Source organism: Aurantiacibacter sp. KMU-128 (genome assembly GCF_056933515.1).
In genome coordinates this window covers 2,211,779-2,232,844 of the sequence record NZ_JBXORT010000001.1, presented here as the reverse complement: position 1 = coordinate 2,232,844, position 21,066 = coordinate 2,211,779, and the positions used below count along the sequence as shown (strand labels likewise).

At 62.4% G+C, this 21,066-nt stretch carries 19 protein-coding genes and 1 tRNA gene; 13 read left to right on the top strand and 7 right to left on the bottom strand.

Features of this window, described 5'->3' with window-relative positions:
* Positions 1–49: 49 nt before the first annotated feature.
* The 5 genes from ACS0VV_RS10935 (at position 50) to ACS0VV_RS10915 (ending at position 3,707) form a co-directional block, all read left to right on the top strand.
* On the top strand, positions 50–766 hold the full coding sequence (locus ACS0VV_RS10935; RefSeq protein ID WP_483532736.1) for a polysaccharide deacetylase family protein: 717 nt from the start codon (positions 50–52) through the stop codon (positions 764–766).
* Between the two features lie 45 nt (positions 767–811).
* Complete coding sequence (locus ACS0VV_RS10930) at positions 812–1,390, top strand: sigma-70 family RNA polymerase sigma factor (protein WP_483532735.1); 579 nt, start codon at positions 812–814, stop codon at positions 1,388–1,390.
* Positions 1,387–2,127: an anti-sigma factor domain-containing protein gene (locus ACS0VV_RS10925; RefSeq protein WP_483532734.1), complete on the top strand. Its 741-nt coding sequence runs from the start codon at positions 1,387–1,389 to the stop codon at positions 2,125–2,127. Before ACS0VV_RS10930 ends, ACS0VV_RS10925 begins: the two co-directional genes overlap by 4 nt.
* Positions 2,128–2,346: 219 nt before the next feature.
* Positions 2,347–2,898 carry a fasciclin domain-containing protein gene (locus ACS0VV_RS10920; RefSeq protein ID WP_483532733.1) on the top strand — a complete coding sequence of 184 codons (552 nt, stop codon included), beginning with the start codon at positions 2,347–2,349 and terminating at the stop codon, positions 2,896–2,898.
* Between the two features lie 167 nt (positions 2,899–3,065).
* Positions 3,066–3,707 carry a hypothetical protein gene (locus ACS0VV_RS10915; protein WP_483532732.1) on the top strand — a complete coding sequence of 214 codons (642 nt, stop codon included), beginning with the start codon at positions 3,066–3,068 and terminating at the stop codon, positions 3,705–3,707.
* Here the strand turns inward: ACS0VV_RS10915 and ACS0VV_RS10910 are convergent.
* The 4 genes from ACS0VV_RS10910 to ACS0VV_RS10895 all read right to left on the bottom strand — a co-directional run bounded on the left by ACS0VV_RS10910 (position 3,704) and on the right by ACS0VV_RS10895 (position 6,809).
* Positions 3,704–4,159: a hypothetical protein gene (locus ACS0VV_RS10910; protein WP_483532731.1), complete on the bottom strand. Its 456-nt coding sequence runs from the start codon at positions 4,157–4,159 to the stop codon at positions 3,704–3,706. The genes ACS0VV_RS10915 and ACS0VV_RS10910 overlap by 4 nt on opposite strands.
* Positions 4,160–4,279: 120 nt before the next feature.
* Entirely contained in the window at positions 4,280–4,531 is a 252-nt protein-coding gene (locus tag ACS0VV_RS10905) for a hypothetical protein (RefSeq protein ID WP_483532730.1), read from the bottom strand.
* Between the two features lie 18 nt (positions 4,532–4,549).
* Positions 4,550–5,827: an ATP-dependent Clp protease ATP-binding subunit ClpX gene (clpX, locus tag ACS0VV_RS10900; protein WP_483532729.1), complete on the bottom strand. Its 1,278-nt coding sequence runs from the start codon at positions 5,825–5,827 to the stop codon at positions 4,550–4,552.
* A gap of 286 nt (positions 5,828–6,113) precedes the next feature.
* Positions 6,114–6,809, bottom strand: a complete 696-nt coding sequence (locus ACS0VV_RS10895) for an ATP-dependent Clp protease proteolytic subunit (RefSeq protein WP_483532728.1) — start codon at positions 6,807–6,809, stop codon at positions 6,114–6,116.
* A gap of 268 nt (positions 6,810–7,077) precedes the next feature.
* On the opposite strand from ACS0VV_RS10895, the gene ACS0VV_RS10890 reads away from it, so the two are divergent.
* The 3 genes from ACS0VV_RS10890 to ACS0VV_RS10880 all read left to right on the top strand — a co-directional run bounded on the left by ACS0VV_RS10890 (position 7,078) and on the right by ACS0VV_RS10880 (position 12,919).
* The gene (locus tag ACS0VV_RS10890; protein WP_483532727.1) at positions 7,078–9,135 is read left to right on the top strand and encodes a TonB-dependent receptor plug domain-containing protein; all 2,058 of its coding nucleotides are present in this window, start codon (positions 7,078–7,080) and stop codon (positions 9,133–9,135) included.
* Positions 9,136–9,243: 108 nt separating this feature from the next.
* Positions 9,244–10,743, top strand: a complete 1,500-nt coding sequence (locus ACS0VV_RS10885; protein WP_483532726.1) for an amidase — start codon at positions 9,244–9,246, stop codon at positions 10,741–10,743.
* A 145-nt stretch (positions 10,744–10,888) separates the two neighbouring features.
* A complete protein-coding gene (locus ACS0VV_RS10880) occupies positions 10,889–12,919 on the top strand; it encodes a TonB-dependent receptor plug domain-containing protein (protein ID WP_483532725.1) in 2,031 nt (676 codons plus the stop codon).
* Positions 12,920–12,982: 63 nt separating this feature from the next.
* Here the strand turns inward: ACS0VV_RS10880 and tig are convergent, their stop codons facing one another.
* Both tig and ACS0VV_RS10870 read right to left on the bottom strand, forming a co-directional pair.
* Positions 12,983–14,518: a trigger factor gene (gene tig / locus ACS0VV_RS10875; RefSeq protein WP_483532724.1), complete on the bottom strand. Its 1,536-nt coding sequence runs from the start codon at positions 14,516–14,518 to the stop codon at positions 12,983–12,985.
* Between the two features lie 59 nt (positions 14,519–14,577).
* A tRNA-Leu gene (locus tag ACS0VV_RS10870) sits at positions 14,578–14,662 on the bottom strand.
* Between the two features lie 153 nt (positions 14,663–14,815).
* Between ACS0VV_RS10870 and ACS0VV_RS10865 the strand changes: the two genes are divergently transcribed.
* On the top strand, positions 14,816–15,151 hold the full coding sequence (locus ACS0VV_RS10865) for a DUF3297 family protein (protein ID WP_483532723.1): 336 nt from the start codon (positions 14,816–14,818) through the stop codon (positions 15,149–15,151).
* Between the two features lie 65 nt (positions 15,152–15,216).
* Here ACS0VV_RS10865 and nhaA read toward each other — a convergent pair whose 3' ends face one another.
* A complete protein-coding gene (nhaA, locus tag ACS0VV_RS10860; RefSeq protein ID WP_483532722.1) occupies positions 15,217–16,443 on the bottom strand; it encodes a Na+/H+ antiporter NhaA in 1,227 nt (408 codons plus the stop codon).
* 167 nt (positions 16,444–16,610) lie between these two features.
* On the opposite strand from nhaA, the gene ACS0VV_RS10855 reads away from it, so the two are divergent.
* From ACS0VV_RS10855 to ACS0VV_RS10840, 4 genes are all read left to right on the top strand, one after another.
* A complete protein-coding gene (locus ACS0VV_RS10855; RefSeq protein ID WP_483532721.1) occupies positions 16,611–18,032 on the top strand; it encodes a glycosyl transferase family protein in 1,422 nt (473 codons plus the stop codon).
* Positions 18,029–19,198: a hypothetical protein gene (locus ACS0VV_RS10850; protein ID WP_483532720.1), complete on the top strand. Its 1,170-nt coding sequence runs from the start codon at positions 18,029–18,031 to the stop codon at positions 19,196–19,198. Before ACS0VV_RS10855 ends, ACS0VV_RS10850 begins: the two co-directional genes overlap by 4 nt.
* 54 nt (positions 19,199–19,252) lie before the next feature.
* Positions 19,253–20,170 (top strand): sulfite exporter TauE/SafE family protein, encoded by a 918-nt coding sequence (locus tag ACS0VV_RS10845; protein WP_483532719.1) that lies wholly within the window; start codon positions 19,253–19,255, stop codon positions 20,168–20,170.
* A 119-nt stretch (positions 20,171–20,289) separates the two neighbouring features.
* Positions 20,290–21,024: a TIGR02186 family protein gene (locus ACS0VV_RS10840; RefSeq protein WP_483532718.1), complete on the top strand. Its 735-nt coding sequence runs from the start codon at positions 20,290–20,292 to the stop codon at positions 21,022–21,024.
* The last annotated feature ends 42 nt before the right edge of the window (positions 21,025–21,066 follow it).

Below are 21,066 nucleotides of genomic sequence, written 5' to 3'. Positions count from 1 at the left end.
CAGTCGCTCATCGCGCCAGACCTAGCGCTTGCGCCGGAAGGGGTTTGCGATGCGGAAATGGAAATTCGTTGTCGGAGGAATTGTGCTGCTCCTGCTGGCGGCGGGAGCGACCCACAAAATCTCCAAGGCCCGCTGCTTCCAGCTGGTTGGGGAGGCGATTTGCCGGGTCGAGACCGACCGCAAGATCGTCGCCCTGACATTCGACGACGGGCCGACCCCCGAAGGGGTGGATGCGGTTTTGCCCGTTCTGGAGCAATTCGGAGTCAAAGCGACCTTTTTCCTAATCGGCGACCGGATAGAGCGATATCCGGGACAGGCCGAACGGCTGCTGGAGGCCGGTCATGAGCTCGGCAACCACACATACAGCCACGAGCGCAATCTCTTCCGGTCGCAGGATTTCTACCGCAGCGAAGTGCGCGAGGCGGACAGGTTGCTGCGCGATGCGGGCGCATCGACCGACCTGTTCCGCCCGCCTTTCGGCAAGCGGCTGATCGGCCTGCCGCTCGAAGTGGAGGATGCAGGCTACCGTACCATCATGTGGGATGTGGAGGACAGGCCCGAGGATTTCACCGATCCAGCGCTGTTCGCGCAGGATATCGTCGACCGTGTTCAACCGGGCTCGATCATTCTGATGCACCCGATGTACCGCCACAATGATACGGCGCGCGCGGCGTTGCCGATTGTGCTTCGCGAATTGCAGGCGCGCGGATACGAGATTGTGCCGGTGGGCGAATTGCTGAGCACTGCTGGCTCGACTGGCTCTTAACGACCAATTCCCATTCTCGCCTCTGCGCGCTATGCAAGCGAGGCAATGCGCGATTCCTCCCATAACTCTGATAGCGCCCGTGAGGCATTGCGCGCCAACATCGCGCGGCTGGCGGCGGGCGAGGGGGATGCGCTGGAGGCGATTTATTCGGCCACCAACCGGAAACTTTTCGGAATTTGCCTCCGTATCTTGGGCGACGAGAAAGAAGCCGAAGATGCGTTGCAGGACGTCTATATCGATCTGTACCGTCGCGCCGACCGGTTCGATCCGGCGCGCGCGAGCCCGATCAGCTGGCTCGCCTGTATGGCGCGCAACCGTGCGGTTGACCGGCTGCGCGCAGGCGGCAAGGTTCGCGCCGGAGCTGTGGCAGAAGACGAAGCGTTCGATGTTGCCGACGGTGCGGTTGCAGCGGATGAGAAGCTGGTGCTTGATGAACGCGATGCGCGCATCCACACCTGCCTCGAAACGCTCGACGCCAAGCAGCGCAGCGCCATCCGCGATGCCTTTTTTGGCGGAGCGACCTATGTTCAGCTTGCGGAGGCCGGTGATATGTCCGTGAGTGCCATCAAATCGCGGGTTCATCGTGGGCTCGCCAAACTGAAGACCTGTTTAGAACGCGAATGAGTACCGAAGCTGCCTCTTTGACCCCGCGCGAAACGCTCGCTGCCGAATGGGTGCTTGGCCTGCTCGAGGGCGAGGAACTGCTGCGCGCCCGCGCCATGGCTGCCCGCGATCCGGCGTTTGCGGACGAGATTGCGCGGTGGGAGGAGCATTTCGCGCCTTTGCTTGACAGGTTGGGCGAGGCCGAGCCTTCGCGCGCGGTGTGGCAACGCATTGCGGCGGCGACCGTGGAAGCTGCGGAAGAGCCGGTTGCGGCGGAAATTGTCGCGCTCAAGGCGAGCCGTGACCGCTGGCGTCTGCTCGGCGGGCTTTCGGCAGCGGCGGCGGCGGTGCTCGCCATCGTGGTGTTGACAGGGCCGGTGAGCGATGCGGTCGATCCGGCAGCGCCGGTGGTGAGCGATGAGATGCTGCTCGCGGCGAATATCCCGATTGGCGAGACCGATCTGCGCCTTGCGCTGACTTATGTGCCGGGCCGCGATGTGATGACCGTCTCTTCAGCGGGACTGACCGCGGACGGCGTGCACGATCACGAGCTGTGGCTGGTCGACCGCGCGGGCGAGCTGCATTCGCTCGGCGTGATCGTGCCGGGAGAGGAAGCGCGCGTGGCGATTGCGCCGGAGCTGTCGGAAGAGTTCCTCGACGGCTCGCGCCTGCTGCTCACGCGCGAACCGCTTGGCGGGAAGCCCGAAGGCGTGGATGCAGGGCCGGTCGTGGCCGAGGGCGCTTTCCGGGCGATTTGATTCCATTATTGTTCGTTCGTCCTGAGCTTGTCGAAGGACTGCTTTTTCTTTGGTCTCAGACCAAGGTTCAAACAAGGACAGTCCTTCGACAGGCTCAGGACGGACGGTCTGTGGGTGGTGCGAAAAAATTCGCAAGAAACCTGCAACCATCCGCAAACACCTTCCGTAACTCTCCATGCAAGGCAGGACGGGGCCTATGCTGACAAGGAGAGATTACCAATGTTGAAGTCCACTTCGCGCATCGCTGCCAGCCTCGCCGGTGCCGCCGCCCTCGCTTTCGCCGCGCCCGCCATGGCGCAGCATCACCATTCATCGAACAACACCCCCGATATCGTGCAGACGGCGGCCTCGGCTGACCAGTTCAGCACGCTGGTTGCTGCAGTGCAGGCGGCCAATCTTGCCGGTGCGCTGTCGGGTGATGGCCCCTTCACCGTCTTCGCGCCGACCAACACCGCGTTCAACGCGCTGCCCGCCGGCACCGTCGACACGCTGCTGCAACCGCGCAACCGCGATACGCTGACTTCGATCCTGACCTATCACGTGGTCGCCGGGCGGGTGAGCGCCAACGATCTGATCGGCATGATCCGCGCCGGTGACGGCCATGCGCGCATCACTACGCTTTCGGGCGAGACGCTGGTCGCGCGGCTCAACAACGGCACTGTCGTGCTGACCGACCAGGCCGATCGGCAGGTGCTGGTGACGCAGACCGATATCAACACGTCGAACGGCGTGATCCACGTGCTCGACCGCGTGCTGCTGCCGACAGGCTGAGCGGCGCAACCTTCCCCCCAGAGCGCCATAGGTTCCCCTCACCGCAAAGGCGCTCTCGGCCCCGTCCGGCTTTTCCTCAGCCGGGCGGGGCTTTGTGTTTTGCGCGCCAAGTGCTTGCAATTGCGCCGCCATCGGGCTTGTGTGTGGCCAAGAGAAGGGACGCGCCGATGAGATACCTTGCGATGCTATCACTGCTGCTGCTGGCCGCACCCGCTGCCGCACAGGACGCGGACACGGTCTATATGGGGATCGATCTCACCCAGCCCGACACTCCTGAACGACGGACGCTGGAAGCGGAGATGCTGGAATTGTTACAGAGCGGCGTCGACCTTGGCTGTCTGTCGTTCGAACCTCCGGCAACCTTTGCCCAGATACCAAACGATAGCGACGAATGCCGCGCGTATATGCAACGCCTGATCGCCGCTTCCGAGGGCAATTCGAGCGCGGAAGGGAGCGGGGAAACGCTCGAAGAAGCGCAAGCAAACACGATCCGGCAAATGCCACTGGTCGATCTCGCGCGCTTGGCACAGGCGGGCAACAAGCAGGCGCAGCTCGAACTCGGCATCCGCTTTGAAGAGGGTATTGGCGGGGTCGAGCAGAACTGGGACTACGCGTTGGAGCTTTACACGCAGGCCGGCCGCGCAACGCGCGCACGAAACGCAATTCAGGTGAGCGGAGGCTCGGGCGAAGACGCCGGACAGGGCGGGACCCTTGGGCGCCGTCAGGTCAGCGCGCGCATCCCCGGCCTCGCCGAAGCGCGCGAGCGGCGCGATGCGCTGGAGGCGCGGATGGAAGCGTTGGGGGATTAGGCTCCCGTGCATCCGCCGTCGGAACGCCGATACTCCAGACTTCTCGACTCCGCGCTTGAGCTGATTGAAAAGGTCTCCGGATCGCTGAGTCGAAGCCCTTCGCGTGTGATGGAGATAATTCGCCCGTGAGGCCACCCGCTTTGAAAGCGAACCTCACCGGCTTCATCGGTAATCCACTCCACGCCCGGTTCGAGAACGAGCGTCCAGCCTTTGATATAATCGAGGCGATATGAGCGACGGACAGGCTGTTCCTGAAGGAATACCATTTCGCCTTCGGTTACCAGGATGTCTGGTGCGCCGGGAGACTGGTAGCAGCCGGTTACATCAATAGGCTCGGGCCCTTCCGAGGGCTCCCTAAAAAAGAACAACCAAAGGGACAGAACTGCGAAAACGGTAACCGCGACGATCTTGACGCCGAGCGGAAAAATATCGGCATCAATGTCGTCATGCACGCGCATCTACGCCGCTTCTTCCTTCTTGCCCTTGCCATTATCATTGTCGAAGTCGCGGAAGCAGGTGCCTTTGGAACCGGCGGTCCTCGCCCTCCCGTCGACCACGAGACTCTGACTTTCTCAGGTGTTGATGAGCACGGTTGCCATAAACATCATCAGGATGAGCACGATAGCGATCACCGCTAACAAAGCGAGAGGGAAAAATGTCCCAGCGCCATCATCCGCTACCATAACGCTGCCGAGGAAAGCGAGAACCGCAATTGCGAGGGCCACACCTGGGCCGACAAACAAGGCAGCGAGCCATGCGCCGCCGCAACCGAGCGAAATGCCGATCCCGAACCGGCGTAAACGGACTTTGCCGCTAGCAACCATCACACAAGATGATTTCTATCACGCCGCTTCTTCCTTTTTGCCCTTGCCATTATCGTTGGCGAGCACGCGGACAGGTTCTTTGCGGCCTTCTACCACATCGCCATCAACCACGACTTCGGTGACATCGTCCATGCCCGGCAGATCGAACATCGTATCGAGCAGGATCGCTTCGACAATCGAGCGCAGGCCGCGTGCGCCGGTTTTGCGCTTGATGGCCCTTTTGGCGATGGCGGTGAGCGCTTCGTCGGTGAAGGTCAGCTCCACGTCTTCCAGCTCGAACAGCTTGGCATATTGCTTCACCAGCGCATTCTTCGGCTCGCAAAGGATGGTGACCAGCGCCTCCTCGTCCAGATCGTGCAGTGTGGCGATCACCGGCAGGCGGCCAACGAATTCGGGGATCAGGCCGAATTTCAGCAGGTCTTCCGGTTCGCACTTTTCCAGCAACTCGCCGATGCGGCGCTTGTCCGGCTCGGCCACATTGGCGCCGAAACCGATCGAGCGCTTCTGCAAGCGGTCGCCGATGATCTTGTCGAGCCCTGCGAATGCGCCGCCAACCACGAACAGGATGTTCGTCGTGTCCACCTGCAGGAATTCCTGCTGCGGATGCTTGCGGCCACCCTGCGGCGGAACGCTGGCAGTGGTGCCCTCCATCAGCTTGAGCAGCGCCTGCTGTACGCCTTCGCCCGACACGTCGCGGGTGATGGAGGGGTTTTCCGCCTTGCGCGTGATCTTGTCGATTTCGTCGATATAGACGATGCCCTGCTGCGCCTTTTCGACATTGTAGTCCGAGGCTTGCAGCAGCTTGAGAATGATGTTCTCGACGTCCTCGCCCACATAACCCGCTTCGGTCAGCGTGGTGGCGTCGGCCATGGTGAAGGGCACATCGAAAGTGCGCGCCAGCGTTTGGGCGAGCAGCGTCTTGCCCGAACCCGTCGGGCCTACCAGCAGGATGTTCGATTTCGCCAGTTCGACTTCGTTGTTGCCCTTGCCGCTGTGCTTCAGGCGCTTGTAGTGGTTGTGCACCGCGACCGAGAGCACGCGCTTGGCGCGATCCTGCCCGATCACATAGTCGTTGAGCACATCGCAGATTTCCTGCGGTGTGGGCACGCCGCCATCCTTGCGGCCGGCCAGACCCGACTTGGCTTCCTCGCGGATAATATCGTTGCACAGCTCCACGCATTCATCGCAAATAAACACGGTGGGGCCGGCAATCAGCTTGCGCACTTCGTGCTGCGATTTGCCGCAGAAGCTGCAATACAGCGTGCTCTTGCTATCGGATCCGCTCAATTTCGTCATAATTCTCTATCCACTGCGCCTTTTTCGCCTTTGGAGCAAGACGTTCTGTCCGGCGCGAAGACTCGGCCGCCCATGGTAAGGCCCATGGACGCGAGATCAATCATTCCCATGCTTAACATCCCCGCCTTGCTCCAGTGTGAAGTGGCAGGGTTGCCAAAATGCTACAACAATTCCTCCCCGGCACGGGGAGGGGGACCACTCGCAGAGTGGTGGAGGGGCGCGGAGGCGTCCGTATCACGCCATTCCACCATCCTGCGGATGGTCCCCCTTCCCCAAGGGGAAGGAATTATTCGCCGTCTTTCGTGGGTGCGCCGCCGCTGCCCGAGGCATCGCCGGTTTCATCGTCCTTCGGGCGATGTGCGAATACCGCGTCAACCAGGCCGAATTTCTTCGCTTCCTCGGCTTCGAGGAAGGTGTCGCGGTCCATCGCCTTCTCGATATCTTCAAGCTTCTGGCCGGTATACTGCACATACAAATCGTTCATCCGTGCGCGGATCCGCAGGATTTCGCGGGCCTGGATTTCGATATCCGACGCCATGCCCCGCGCGCCGCCCGAAGGCTGGTGGATCATGATGCGCGCATTGGGCAGCGCCACGCGCATACCCGGCTCGCCTGCAGCGAGCAGGAACGAACCCATCGATGCCGCCTGCCCGATGCACACGGTGCGCACCTTGGGCTTGATGTATTGCATCGTGTCATGGATCGCCATGCCGGCAGTCACCACGCCGCCGGGTGAGTTGATATACATAGAGATGTCATTGCTGTTTTCGGATTCGAGGAACAGCAGCTGGGCGACGATCAGCGACGCCATATTGTCTTCCACTTGCCCTGTAACGAACACGATGCGTTCGCGCAGCAGGCGGCTGAAAATGTCGAAGCTGCGCTCCCCGCGGCTGGTCGATTCGACAACAACGGGCACAAGCGCGCCGGTGACGGGATCGGTGGTGAATTGGTCTTGCTTGTCGCCGAACAGGTCGAACATGGGAGCGCTTTCCTCTCGTCTCGGGATTTGAGCGGTCTATGTCGCCCCGCCCCGCGCGAAGTTCAAGGGGAATGCCGCTTTCGTCCCTGAAAATTGCATTCGTCCGGCCAGAATCGCCCTTGGTCGATTGGTCGGCATCGATTCGTCGCTGGTCGATTGCAGCGCGCTTCGCCTGCGACAATCGGCTTTGACGGTTGTGACTACAAACGTCATCAAATGGATGGGATTGAATTTGGGAAAGTTTTACGCCTCTGTCGCTGGCGCCGCCTTGCTTGCTGCGCTTCCTGTCTCCGCCTTGGCGCAGGAGGAAACCAATGGCAGCGAGACCGCGCCGCCGCCGGAGGCGACCGTCACGCCTGGCGGCGCAAGGGTGTTCACGCCCGAGGATTTCGCCCGCTTCGCACCGCGCAATGCGCTCGACATGATTGGCGAGATTCCCGGCTTCACTTTGCGAGGAGAGGATGACCAACGCGGGCTGGGGCAAGCCAGCGCTAATGTGCTCATCAACGGCGCTCGCATCACCAACAAGTCCGAAGGCGTGTTCACCCAGTTAAGCCGCATCGGCACCGACCGGGTGGAGCGGATCGAGATTGTCGATGGCGCGACTTTGGGCATTCCCGGCTTGTCCGGACAGGTGGCCAATGTCATCACCCGCCCCAGCGATATTTCGGGCCGCTTCACTTACCGCTCGACCTTCCGCCCGCGCTATGCCGAACCGAGCTTTATCGGCGGCGAAGTGTCCTTGAGTGGATCGGGCGACACGCTCGACTGGACGGTGGCGATCGGCAACGGTGTCGGTCGCGGCGCAGCGGGTGGCGGCGAATCCTTCATCTTCGATGCTGATGGCAATGTGCTCGAAAGCCGCGACATCGAAATCCAGTTCATCGCCGACAATCCGCGCATTTCGGGCAGCGCGCAATGGACCAGCCCCGGCGGCACGGTGGTGAATGCCAACGCCAATTACAGCCGCTCTTATGTCAATTTCCGTGACACCCAGTTTCGCGACCTGACAACCGGCGTAGACCGGCTGCGCAGTTTCGAGAACCGCGACCGCGGCTATTCCTACGAGTTCGGCGGCGATGTCGAGTTCGGGCTGGGGCAGGGCCGCCTGAAGCTGATCGGGCTCGAGCGGTTCAGAAGCAGCAACTCGACATCCGATTCGATCAATGATTTCGTCGACAATTCACCCGACACCGGCAACCGGTTTGCCTCGCAGGCCACCAGCGGGGAGCGGATCGGGCGCGGCGAATACAGCTGGAATATGCTCGGCGGCGACTGGCAGCTGGCGGCAGAGGCTGCGTTCAACCGGCTCGACCGCGAGGCGCAACTGTTCGAGCTCGATAGCAGCGGCGAATTTGTCGAGCTCAATTTCCCCAATGGCAGCGGCGGGGTGACCGAAGACCGCTATGAAGGCATCCTCACCCACAGCCGGCAATTGGCCAGCAATCTCTCGCTCCAGATCGGCGCGGGCTATGAATATTCGACGCTGGCGCAAACCGGCGCAAACGGCCTCACGCGCAGTTTCTGGCGGCCCAAGGGCTCGGTCAATCTCGCCTGGCAGGTCGAGGACGGGCTCGACATCTCCTTCCAACTCGCCCGCCGCGTGGGCCAGCTGAGCTTTGGCGACTTCCTCGCCAGCGTCTCGCTGCAGCAGGAGCAGGAGAATGCGGGCAATGTTGAGCTGGTGCCGCAGCAGAGCTGGGAAGCGCAGATCGACATCACCAAAAGCCTTGGCCGCTGGGGCAGCACCGAACTCAGGCTCTATGGGCAGGAGATCGAAGACTATCTCGAATTCATCCCCGCACCCGATGGCGGCGAGACGATCGGCAATATCGACAGCGCCAGCGTCTATGGCATCCGTTCGAACAGCACGTTCCAGCTTGCACCGCTGGGCCTCAACGGAATGCAGCTCGACCTGACGGTGGATTTCGACTGGACGAGCCTTGAAGACCCGCTCACCGGCGAAACGCGTAAATGGAGCGAGAACCGCGATATCGAAATCAGCAGCACATTGCGCCACGACATTCCCGGTTCCGATTTCGCATGGGGTTTCGGCGTCGATTACACCCGCGCGCAACGCTATTACCGGCTGACCGAGGAAGGCCTGAACAACGAAGGCCCCGCCTACACCTTCGCCTTTATCGAGCACAAGGACGTGTTCGGCATGACGGCGAACCTGACCGTGTTCAACCTGACCGACGGCCGCGCGCGCTTGGATCGCTTCGTTTACGACGGCTACCGCGACCGCTCGCCGCTGTTGTTCCGTGAGACGCAGGATCTGAGCGTGCAACCGATCTTCAACTTCCGCCTGAGCGGGGAGTTTTAGGGGCGGAACCCTAAACCCTTCACCTCGTCGCCCCGGACTTGATCCGGGGCTGGGCTTCCTTTTGCTCGCCCGTTGCCATTCATGCGACGGCGGCGCAAAAGGGCCGGTATGAAAAGACTGCTTTTAGCCTCCGCTTCTCTTTTGCTTTTCGCCTTGCCAGCCGCCGCGCAGGACTCGGAAAGATCAACCCACGCAGCTGACATCCAAGAGTATAACAGCCGCATCGAGGCGCTGGATGATAGCGGGCCGGAGCTGAATGCCGTAATCACCTATAACGCCAATGTGGCGTTTTTGGCTTCCGCACTTCCCGGCGATGGCATCCTCCAAGGCCGCACCGTCCTCGTCAAAGACAATATCGAAACGCGCGAATTTCCCACCACCGCTGGCAGCCTCGCACTTGCCGACAATGACACAGGCCGCGATGCGCCGCTGATTGCGCGGATGCGCCAGAACGGCGGGGTGGTGCTCGGCAAGACGAACCTTTCCGAATGGGCGAATTTCCGCTCCTCCGAAAGCACCAGCGGGTGGAGCGCGGTGGGCGGGCTGACGCGCAATCCCTACGCCACCGACCGCAACAGCTGCGGCTCGTCCTCGGGCAGCGGCGCGGCGGTTGCGGCGGGGTTCGCCTGGGCGGCCATCGGCACCGAGACCGACGGATCGATCACCTGCCCCGCCAGCGTCAATGGCGTGGTCGGGTTCAAGCCCACTGTGGGACTGGTGAGCCAGGAATTGATCGTTCCCATAAGCCACTCGCAGGATACTGCCGGGCCGATGACGAGCAACGTAGCCGATGCGGCGCTGCTGCTCTCCGCCATCGCAGGGCCGAATTATGGCGAGTTGGGCGAGGGCGATCTCGCCTATGATTTCACCGCCGGACTTGCCGACTATTCGCTCACCGGTGTGCGCATCGGCGTGATGCGCGAACGCTGTGGCAATTTCGCGCCGCTCTGCGCGGTCTACGAACAGGCGCTCGCCGACCTAGCGGGCGCGGGCGCGGTGCTGGTCGATGTAACATTCGCAAGCGACCCGGCGATGTTCGGCGACGAATACACCGTGCTGCTGTACGAATTCCGCGAGGGGATTAACGCCTATCTCGCCGGTTCGCCCGCCGATATTCCGGTGCGCTCGCTGGAAGACCTGATCGCGTTCAACATCGCCAATGCCGACAGTGAAATGCGCTGGTTCGGGCAGGATATCTTCGAACTCGCGCTGCAAACCACCGACACCGAAGCCTACGAAGCCGCGCGGGCGAACAGCTTCCGCCTTGCCGGGCCCGAAGGGATTGATGCGATGCTGGCCGAGCACAATGTCGCTTTCCTCGTCGCGCCCACTCGCGGCCCCGCCTGGGTCAGCGATCTGGTGAATGGCGACAATTTCCGCGGCGGCATCGGCATCGGTTCCTTCGCCGCAATTGCGGGCTATCCACATCTCACCGTGCCGATGGGCGATATCGAGGGACTGCCGGTCGGTCTCTCTTTCATCGGCACCGCGTGGGACGATCACCTTGTCCTGCAAGCCGGCGCGGCGTATGAGCGCGCGCGCAGCGTCACCTTGCCGCAGCCGACATTGGCCCCTTGGGAACCTTTGCCAGCTACGGGCGCTGATTGACCACTGATTCAAGCGCCGTTGCGGCGTGCCATTTGCTGTATCCGCCCCGGCGCGGAGCACGTTCGATCCGGAGACACTGATTTTGGCCGCCCGCATTCCATCGCATCATTGCGCATGGCTGGCCTTGGCAGCGGCCCTGGCCAGCGTGCCAGCGATCGCGCAGGATGAAGCCGGCGCCAGCGACACCGCTGCGGTCAGGAGCGCCGCCAGCGAGGTTTACACACCGGCCGATTTCACGCGCTTCGCGCCGCGCACCGCGCTCGATCTGATTGAACGCATCCCCGGTTTCAGTGTCGACCGCAGCGGCGGTGACGGCGGCGGGCGCGGTTTTGGACAGGCTTCGGAAAATCTGCTCATCAATGGCGAGCGGCTCTCCAGCAAGTCGACCAGCACCGCCGACCAGCTGGCGCGCATCAGCGTTGATGCGGTGGTGCGGATCGAGATCGTCGATGGCGCGAGCCTCGATATCCCCGGCCTGACCGGGCGCGTCGCCAATATCATCGTCGAACAGCAGGGCGCGACGGGGCAATTCCGCTGGCGGCCCGAATGGAACACCGGCACCGCGCCCGCACAATGGTTCGAAGGCGAGCTGTCGCTTACCGGCAGTACGCTCGGCGTCGATTACACTGTCGCGCTGGAAAACCGCGATTTCGCACGCGGGCGGCTTGGCCCCAATATCTTCACCATCGCCGATGGCACCGTGGACGAGCGGATCAACCGCGCCTCCAACCTGTTCAACCGGCCCAATCTCAGCGCCTTGCTTGCTTTCTCGCCTGCCCCAGACATTGCCGTCAATCTCAACCTGTCGGGCGGGATCGAGATTTTCGATTCGGAGGAGGCGGAAAGCCGCATCGCCAATTCCCCGCTTGGCCCCTTTGCCGAAAGCTTTGTGACCGATAGCGACGAATGGTTTTACGAGCTGGGCGGCGATGTGACGTTCCCGGTGGGGCCGGGGTCGCTGAAGCTGATCGTGCTCGAAAGCTACGATTACCGCGAACGGCGCGACAGCTCGCTGCTAGATACCGCTGGCCTGCCCACCAGCGGTTCGCAGTTCATCCGCATTGCTGAGGACGGCGAGCGGATCGGGCGCGGCGAGTATAGCTGGGGGATGCTCGGCGCGGACTGGCAGCTTTCGGCAGAGGCGGCGTTCAACCGGCTTGACCAGTCCGGGCGGTTGTTCGGTTACGATCCGGCACGTTCGGAATATGTCGAAGTGGCCTTTCCCGGGGGCGCGGCCAATGTGCGCGAGGACCGGTATGAGGCGCTGCTGAGCGTTGGCTTCCCGCTTGCCGCCAATCTCACCCTGCAGCTGATCGGCGGCGCGGAATATTCGGACATCCGCCAAACCGGCGACAATGCCCGCTCACGCAGTTTTACCCGCCCCAAGGGTTCGCTCAACCTGGCCTGGGCGCCTGTTAGCGGGCTTGATGTGAATTTCGAAGTCGCGCGCCGCGTCGGCCAGCTCGATTTCGGCGACTTCCTCGCCAGTGTCGATCTGTCGGACGAACAGGAGAACGCCGGGAACAGTGATCTGCGCCCGCAGCAGAACTGGGATGTGACGCTGGAAATTGCCAAGAACCTGGGCGCTTGGGGCTCGGCTACGTTGACGCTGTTCGACGAGCAGATCGACGATCTGATTCTTGTCCTGCCGCTCGACAATGGCGGCGAGGCGCGGGGCAATATCGATTCTTCGCGGCGCACGGGGATTAACTTCCTCGGCACATTCCAGCTGGCGGCCATGGGGCTCGAAGGGGCGCAGCTCGATGTTGAGATCGACTGGGAAACCTCTTCAGTGGTCGATCCGGTCACGGCGGTGGAACGGCGCTTTGACGGGAATGAACCGTTCGAGCTGGCGCTGGACTTCCGCCACGATGTCCCCCGCACCGATATCGCGTGGGGCTGGGGATTTCTGGCCAGCGAGCGCTATCCGTTTTTCCGCACCCGGCAGGAAATCCGCGAACACGGGCCGAGCACTTCGGCATCGGTGTTTGTCGAGCACAAGGATGTGTTCGGCGCGACGGCGAACCTGCGGCTGGGCAATCTGATCGATGACGAGGATGTGCTTTTCCGCACCGTTTACGAAGGGCTGCGCGGTTCCTCGCCCGTGCGTTTCACCGAAGACCGCCGCCGCGATCTTGGCCAGACCATCACGCTGACGCTCACGGGAAGTTTCTGACGCGCACGAAAAAGCCCTCCGCGGCGGGTGCCGGGAGGGCTTTTTCCATTCAGCGCGGGGCGCTTACTTTTTCGCGGCAGGCTTCTTGGCCGGAGCCTTTTTAGCAGGAGCCTTCTTCGCAGCAGGCTTCTCTTCCTCGGCAGCAGCCTTCTTCGGCGCGGCCTTTTTCGCCGGCGCCTTTTTCGCAGCAGGCGCTTGGTCCTTGGCGGCAGCCTTCTTGGCCGGAGCCTTCTTCGCTGCGGTCTTCTTCTTGACGTCGTCGGGGGCCGCTTCTTCGGCTTCGATCGCGGCTTCCAGTTCCTCACGCGTCACTTCGCGCTCGGTCACCTCGGCCTTGTCGAACAGGAAGTCGACGACCTTGTCTTCATACAGCGGCGCACGAAGCTGCGCCTGCGCCATCGGCTCGCTGCGGACATAGTCGACAAACCGCTGGCGATCTTCGGGGCGATATTGCTGCGCTGCCTGCTGGATCAGCATCTGCATTTCCGCCGCGGTGATTTCCACGCCGTTCGCCTGGCCGATTTCGGACAACAGCAGGCCGAGCCGCACGCGCCGTTCGGCGATACGCTTGTAATCATCTTTCTCGGCTTCAATTTCCTTCATCGCAGCTGCCGGATCAGCCTCGCGCGCAGCTTCCTGCGTCAGCTGGTTCCAGATCTGCTCGAATTCGGCGTCCACCATGCTCGGCGGGACGGCGAAGTCGTGATCGGCGGCCAGCGTATCGAGCAGCTGGCGCTTCATTTGCGTGCGGGTGAGGCCGGCGCTTTCCTGCTCCAGCTGGCCCTTCACCAGTTCTTTCAGCTTGTCGAGACCGTCGAGGCCAAGCTGCTTGGCGAAGTCTTCATCCACCTTGGTTTCGGTGGGGACTTTGACCTGCTGCACGGTCACGTCGAATTCGGCTTCCTTGCCCGCCAGATGTTCCGCAGGATAATCTTCGGGGAAGGTCACGGTGATGGTCTTCGCATCGCCCGTCTTCACGCCGGTCAACTGGTCTTCAAAGCCGGGAATGAAAGCACCCGAACCGATCACCAGCGGCGCGCCTTCGGCCTTGCCGCCTTCAAATTCCACGCCATCGACGCGGCCGACGAAATCGATGATCAGCTGGTCGCCATCACCGGCCTTCTTGCTCTTGGCGGCGTCCTTGTAGCTCTTCTGGCCTTCGGCAATCTTGCCCAGCGCTTCGTCGAGCTGTGCGTCGCTGACCGGAACCACCAGCTTTTCCAGCTTCAGGCCATCGATGCTCGGCGCTTCGATTTCGGGAAGCACTTCGACTTCCACGGTCAGTTCGGCGTCCTTGCCCTGGGCGTAGCCGTCCTTCATTTCGACCTTGGGCTGCAAGGCAGGGCGCAGCTTTTTGTCGCGGATCAGGCCGTCGACCGAATCGCGCAACGTCTTGTTCAGCACATCGGCGTGCAGCGCTTCACCATGCATCTTGCGCACAAGATTGGCGGGCACCTTGCCCGGACGGAAGCCCGGCATCCGCACCTGCGGAGCGACCTTCTTCACCTCGGCATCGATCTTGGCTTCGATATCCTTGGCGGTAATGGTCAGGGTGTAGGCGCGCTTGAGGCCTTCATTGGTGGTTTCGACGATCTGCATTGTCAGCCTTTACTCAAATCCATTTACCGATTCATGCCGGCCATCAAGCCAAGCGAAACTGGTGCGGGCGAAGGGACTCGAACCCCCACATCGTAAGATACTGGTACCTAAAACCAGCGCGTCTACCAGTTCCGCCACGCCCGCGGCCAAGCGAACCGTGCAGGCGGGGACGCCTGCGCACGAAGCGCCGCCCTTAGAAGGGGCGGGAGCAAAGGGCAAGATGGAGTCTCGCCAATTCGCGCCATTTCCGGGCCAATGTGATTGCTTTTTGTGGTGGCATGGCTATCGGGCAGCGCCATGAGCGATACAGACACCGATCAAACCCCCGAAAACACTCCTTCCGGCACCGGCGCAAATACTGGCGCGGATATGCCGCCCGACCAGCTGGCGATCGACCCGCGCAGCCCGCATTTCGATGCCGAGAAGCTGCAACGCGGCGTCGCGATCCGCTTCAAGGGCCGCGTGCGCACCGATATCGAAGCCTATTCGATCCCCGAAGGCTGGGTGCGCGTGCAGGCGGGCAAGACGGTGGACCGCAAGGGCCGCCCGCTGACGATCAAACTGAGTGGCCCGGTCGAAGCGTGGTACGAAGATCTGGGTGAGGACGCACCGGTCAACCGCAAGGCGGACTGAGCCGCGCCACCAAAACGATCCAAAAAGGCGGAAACGGGCTGCGGCCCTTTTCCGCCTTTTTCGTATCAGACGACCGGATCGTTCGGATCGTCTTTCTCGTTGGGATGCGTCGTGGTCATGCGCAGGATCGTGTAACCAAGGATCGCCGAGATCAGCGAGCCGGTGAGAATGCCGATCTTGGCTTCGTCACGCAGCAGCCGCGCCGTTTCACCCGTTCCGGGGAAGGCCAGCTCCCCAATAAACAGGCTCATCGTAAAGCCGATACCGCACAGCACCGAAACGCCCCAGATTTCCGGCCAGCTGCAATTGGCAGGCTTTTCGACGATTTTCAGTTTCACCGATAGCCAGACAGTGCTGAAAATGCCTACCTGCTTGCCTACGACGAGGCCCGCAGCAACAGCCAACGGCAGCGGATCGAGCAGCGCTTCCATGCCGATGCCCGACAGGTTTACGCCCGCATTGGCAAAGCCGAAAATCGGCACCACGATATAAGAGTTCCACGGCACCAGCGCGTGCTCCATATCTTCAAGCATGGTGGAGCCTTTACGGCAGCGGAAGGGGATCATTAGTGCGGCGAGTACACCGGCTATGGTTGCGTGAACGCCGGAATACAGAACCGTGTACCACAGCGCGATGGTCAGCACGATAAAAGCCAGCTTGCTGGGAAATGCCACGCGGTTGAGTGCGAACATCACAGCCAAAATGGCAGCTGAAGCCGCGAGATATTCGATCTTAATTGTCTCTGTGTAGAAAACCGCAATGATCGTGACAGCGCCGATGTCATCGACGATGGCGACTGTCAGCAGGAAAAGGCGCAAGGCTGCAGGAACGCGGGTGCCGAGCAGACCGACTACGCCCATGGCGAAGGCGATATCGGTCGCTGCCGGGATCGCCCAGCCGCGCGAAAGTCCTTCTGCCTCGCCCACGGTTAGGATGTAAACGAAGGCGGGAGCAGCCATCCCCGCAATTGCGGCAAGAACCGGCAGATTGCGCGCCTTGGGATCGGAAAGATTGCCTGCGATCAGTTCGCGCTTCACTTCCAGCCCGACCACGAAGAAGAAAATCACCATCAACCCGTCATTCACCCACAGGTGGATGGTGTTGAGGTAAAAGGTCTCTTTCGGCCAAAGATAGCCCTGGAACAGCTCGAAATAGGCGCCGGACACGCCCGAATTGGCGACCACCATCGCCACGATGGCAACAGCGATCAGCAGGATGCCCGCAAAGGCATCGGCCTTGAACAGCGTCTTGAAGTTGCGGACGGACGAAACGAGAAAACTGGGTTTTGCCATATCGCGCTCCCAATTCGCGATTTGGCGGCGCAATGCAAGCCCGCTGGCGCGAAACAATACCAATTGCGCACGCGGCGGGGCGGGCCGAGGCGCGCCTGACGCTTGCAAAGACCATTGTAAAATGTAGATTTACGCGAAATCACCTAATCTGCGGGGGCAATTCGGGAATGGAACTTGGCGCGTTGTCCCTGCTGCAATGGCTGGCGGTGATCGAACACGAATTGCTGTTGTTTGCGGGGGTGTTCTTTCTGATAGGCGCATTGGACGAGCTGGCGGTTGATGGCCTGTGGTTCTGGCACCGGCTGCGTGGACGGCTGGTCACCCACCGGGTCTCCCGCGCCGATCTGCGGCATCGCCATCTCTCCGGGCTGACCGCCGTCTTCATACCGACATGGCAAGAAGCCGTGGTGATCGGGCCGACGCTGGGCAATGCTTTGACCGCTTGGCCGCAGAAAGACCTGCTCTTTTATATCGGCTGCTATCGCAACGATCCCGATACGCTGATGGCGGCGATGGCGGCTGCGGGCAATGATCCGCGCGTGCGGCTGATCGTGCACGATGTGGCGGGGCCGACCACCAAGGCCGATTGCCTCAACCGGATCTACCGTGCGATGCAGCAGGACGAGCGGCGGCGCGGGACAAGCGTGCGCACCGTGATCCTGCACGATGCCGAGGATGTGGTCGATGCCGCCGCGCTGTCGCTGATCGACCGCGCGATTGACGATAATGATTTCGTGCAATTGCCTGTATTGCCGCTCGTGCATCCGCAAAGCCGCTGGGTCGCGAGCCATTATTGCGAGGAATTTGCTGAGGCGCATGGCAAGGCGATGGTTGTGCGCGATCTGCTGCGCGTGGGCATCCCGGCGGCGGGCGTAGGTTGCGGGTTCCGCCGCAGCCTGCTGGGCAATCTGGCGGCGATGCGCGGCGGCGATGCGGGGCCGTTCAGCGGACAATCGCTGACCGAGGATTACGAGTTGGGCCTGAGCGTCACCGCGCAAGGCGGGCAGGGGCGCTTCCTGCGCGTACGCGGGGAGGACGGCTCGCTGATCGCCACCCGCAGCTATTTCCCCGCCGATCTGCCCTCCGCCGTTCGGCAAAAGGCGCGCTGGATGCACGGCATCGCTTTGCAAGGTTGGGACAGCCTTGGCTGGAGCAACCGGCTGGCAGAGAACTGGATGCGCCTGCGCGACCGGCGCGGGCCCTTGGCGGCGCTGGTGCTGCTGGCAGGCTATGTGCTGTTTGTCCTCGCGGGCACGCTAATGCTGCTCGACCTGTTCGGGATTGAGCGTATCAGCAGCATGACGCCGCTGCTGTGGACGCTCCTCGCGCTCAATTTCGCCGCTTTGCTGTGGCGCGCGGCGATGCGCTTTGCCTTTACCGCGCGCGATTACGGCGTGGCCGAGGGGCTGCGCGCGGTGCTACGGATGCCGGTTGCCAATGTCATCGCGATCATGGCCGCGCGCCGCGCGTTGGTGGCTTATGGCAAGACGCTTCTCGGCCAAAGAGTCGTGTGGGACAAGACCGCGCATGACAGCCACCCGCTCGATGCTGCCGCGCCGCCGCGTTTGGTGACGGAGGGCGGGCAATGAGCGCCTATCGCGCCTCTGCACGAAGGGAAGCGGCACTGCCGCGAGGGCGGGGGCTGTTGGCAATCGGACTGGTGGTCGCCGCGTGGGGCACGATGCGCCTGGCCTTGTGGGAATCGCCGCTGCTGCCCGAAATCGTGCCGCCGTTGGCCGCGATCGCGCCGGGGGGTGATCAGGCGGCGATACCCGTCCCTTCAGTATCGCAGCCGCTGACAGAGGGGACTGCACGGGTCTCTATCCCATGGGAAAACGACCGCGTGATTGCGCCGCTGCTGCCGACACTGACGGCTCCGGATTGGCGCTCCCCCGAAGCTTTAAGCGAGATTCGCAGTCCCGTGTTGCAGCGTGAAGCTTACGGTTCCAACCGCGCGCTGGGTCATGCCAATCTCTTGCGGATGGGTTTCGGGATGCGGACACCGGTCAGAGCCGGTCAGACGCGAGATCTTCCGGCACCCAGTGCCGTTTTGGCGATTTACGATGCTCCTGCTGCCGCGCGCGAGCTGCGCGCAACGCCCGCACCATCGCGCTGGTCGCTCGATGCCTGGGCGATGTGGCGCGAAGGCGGCAACGCGCCCTTGGTAGCGGGCCTGCCGAGCTATGGCCGCAGCCAGGCGGGCGCGGTTCTGCGATACACTTTGGCCGAGGCGAGCGGCCACCGCCCGCAACTGTATCTGCGCGCGACCTCCGCGCTGGAAGGCGCGCGCGAACGAGAAGTCGCGTTCGGCGCGAGCGCGCGCCCGCTGCCCGCGCTCCCCGTCCGCTTCGCTGCCGAGAGCCGGCTGAGCGAGACCGCAAGCGGCGCCGAAGTCCGCGCGGCAGCCTATGCGGTCACCGAATTGCCGCCGCTCGCGCTGCCGGGCGGATTGCGCGCAGAGGCCTATGCGCAGGCAGGCTATGTCACCGGCAATGCCGCAACGCCCTTCGTCGACGGGCTGGCGCGGATCACACGGCCTGTAGCGGGGCGCGATGATTTCCGGCTCGAGGCGGGTGCGGGCGCTTGGGGCGGCGCGCAGAACGACGCGCAAAGGCTGGATGTCGGGCCGAGTGCGGCGGTGATTTTCCGCGTGGGCGAGACCAATGGCCGGTTGTCCGCCGACTACCGCTTCCGCGTGGCGGGCGATGCCGAACCCCGCAGTGGCCCGGCGATCACCTTATCGGCAGGTTTTTGAGCGTAAACGCGCATTGATCTTCAAACCCGCCCCGCCATGGTTTAGGCGCTAGGGATGGACGTATACCTGCCCATTGCCAATCTCTCGATCAACGGTTTGTGGATCGTGTTGCTTGGCGCGCTAACGGGGGTGCTGTCCGGCCTGTTCGGCGTGGGCGGCGGCTTCCTGACGACGCCGTTGCTGATTTTCACCGGCATCCCGCCCACGGTCGCCGCAGCCAGCGCTGCAACCCAGGTCACCGGCGCGAGCGTTTCGGGCGTGCTGGCGCATGGCCGCAACAACGGTGTCGATTATGAAATCGGTGCGGTGATCGTCGCAGGCGGTATGGTTGGCGCGCTTATCGGGGCAGGGCTGTTCAACCTGCTCTCTGCCATCGGCCAGATCGATGTGGTCATCAACGTGCTGTACGTCCTGCTGCTCGGTTCGATTGGCGGGATCATGCTGCGCGAGGCGCTGCAATCGCTCGGTTATGTCTCGGCTGACGGAAGTAAGCCCCGCGCGGCCAAACGCCGCCACCATCCATGGATCGCGGCCATGCCCTACCGGATGCGCTTTTACCGTTCGGGCCTCTACATATCGCCCATCGCGCCGCTGCTGCTGGGGCTGGTGGTGGGCATCCTCACCATGCTGATGGGCGTGGGCGGTGGTTTTCTTATGGTGCCCGCCATGCTGTATATCCTCGGTATGAGCGCCAAAGTCGTTGTGGGGACGAGCCTGTTCAACATCCTTTTCATCACCATGCTGGTGACGATGGTGCACGCCTTCACCACCCGTGCGGTGGATATCGTGCTGGCGGGTCTGCTGCTGCTCGGTTCGGTGCTGGGGGCGCAGTTTGGAACCAGCATTGCGCAAAAGCTCAAGCCCGAATTGCTGCGGTTGATTTTGGCGGCCATCGTCGTCGCGATTGCGCTGCGCATGGCCTACGGGCTGATTCTGACACCTGACGAAGTGTATACGGTTGTGCCACTATGATGGTCTCCTCGCTGCTATTCGCTTCGCCGGGACTGCGTTCCGGCTGCGCGGCAGCTGCGGGCGCGCGGTCGCGCTTGGGCTCGCTTGGGCGAGCGATATTTGCGCTACTTTTCGGCCTTTTGATTGCCGTCCCCGCGCAGGCGCAGAACCGTGATCCGGTGCTGGTGCCCGATATTTCCGAGCACGATATCGTGCTGCGGCAGGGCTTTACGGGCGCCGATCTGCTGCTGTTCGGCGCTATTCTTGATCCCGAGGGCGGGCAGTCGGGCGCATCCTACGACATTATCGTGGTGCTCAAAGGCCCGACCGAAGAAATCCGCATCCGAGAGAAAGAGCGCTTTCTGGGAATGTGGGTCAACGCCGATAGCGTCGATTACCGTTCGGTGCCCAGCTTCTACGCGCTTGCCAGTTCCCGTCCCGTGGTCGAGATCGTCGACGAGGAGACTGCGGCGATTTTCGAGCTGGGTCTGCGCTGGTTGCAGCTTTCGCCCAGCGGTTCGATCGACCCCGAGGAGCAGGAGCGATTTTCCGCCGGACTTGTCGACCTGCGCCAGCGGCAGGGGCTGTATGCGGAATATGAAAACGGCATAACGGTGTCCGAAGGCGTCCTTTACCGCGCCGTCTTGCCGATCCCGTCAAACGTTCGTGCCGGCCGCTACGTTGCGGAAACCTTCGCCATTTCCAACGGCCGTGTCATCACCTCGGCCACGTCCGAAGTGCAGGTGCGCAAGGAAGGGTTCGAACGCCGGGTGGAGCAGGGAGCGGAGGATTTTGCACTGTTCTACGGCTTGCTTGCGGTGGGCTTGTCGGTCGGCATGGGGTTTGCCGCAGGACGGCTGTTCGCACTGATCTAGCAGGCATTGCGGTATTATTGACCCGATTTTAACCCTGTCGGG

Coding starts and splice junctions, on each gene's coding strand:
- ACS0VV_RS10865 (WP_483532723.1), top strand. CDS start 14,816: ATGAGCGATACAGACACCGATCAAACCCCCGAAAACACTCCTTCCGGC.
- ACS0VV_RS10920 (WP_483532733.1), top strand. CDS start 2,347: ATGTTGAAGTCCACTTCGCGCATCGCTGCCAGCCTCGCCGGTGCCGCC.
- ACS0VV_RS10925 (WP_483532734.1), top strand. CDS start 1,387: ATGAGTACCGAAGCTGCCTCTTTGACCCCGCGCGAAACGCTCGCTGCC.
- ACS0VV_RS10885 (WP_483532726.1), top strand. CDS start 9,244: ATGAAAAGACTGCTTTTAGCCTCCGCTTCTCTTTTGCTTTTCGCCTTG.
- ACS0VV_RS10905 (WP_483532730.1), bottom strand. CDS start 4,531: ATGGTTGCTAGCGGCAAAGTCCGTTTACGCCGGTTCGGGATCGGCATT.
- ACS0VV_RS10915 (WP_483532732.1), top strand. CDS start 3,066: ATGAGATACCTTGCGATGCTATCACTGCTGCTGCTGGCCGCACCCGCT.
- ACS0VV_RS10930 (WP_483532735.1), top strand. CDS start 812: ATGCGCGATTCCTCCCATAACTCTGATAGCGCCCGTGAGGCATTGCGC.
- clpX (WP_483532729.1), bottom strand. CDS start 5,827: ATGACGAAATTGAGCGGATCCGATAGCAAGAGCACGCTGTATTGCAGC.
- ACS0VV_RS10895 (WP_483532728.1), bottom strand. CDS start 6,809: ATGTTCGACCTGTTCGGCGACAAGCAAGACCAATTCACCACCGATCCC.
- ACS0VV_RS10935 (WP_483532736.1), top strand. CDS start 50: ATGCGGAAATGGAAATTCGTTGTCGGAGGAATTGTGCTGCTCCTGCTG.
- ACS0VV_RS10845 (WP_483532719.1), top strand. CDS start 19,253: ATGGACGTATACCTGCCCATTGCCAATCTCTCGATCAACGGTTTGTGG.
- ACS0VV_RS10855 (WP_483532721.1), top strand. CDS start 16,611: ATGGAACTTGGCGCGTTGTCCCTGCTGCAATGGCTGGCGGTGATCGAA.
- nhaA (WP_483532722.1), bottom strand. CDS start 16,443: ATGGCAAAACCCAGTTTTCTCGTTTCGTCCGTCCGCAACTTCAAGACG.
- ACS0VV_RS10850 (WP_483532720.1), top strand. CDS start 18,029: ATGAGCGCCTATCGCGCCTCTGCACGAAGGGAAGCGGCACTGCCGCGA.
- tig (WP_483532724.1), bottom strand. CDS start 14,518: ATGCAGATCGTCGAAACCACCAATGAAGGCCTCAAGCGCGCCTACACC.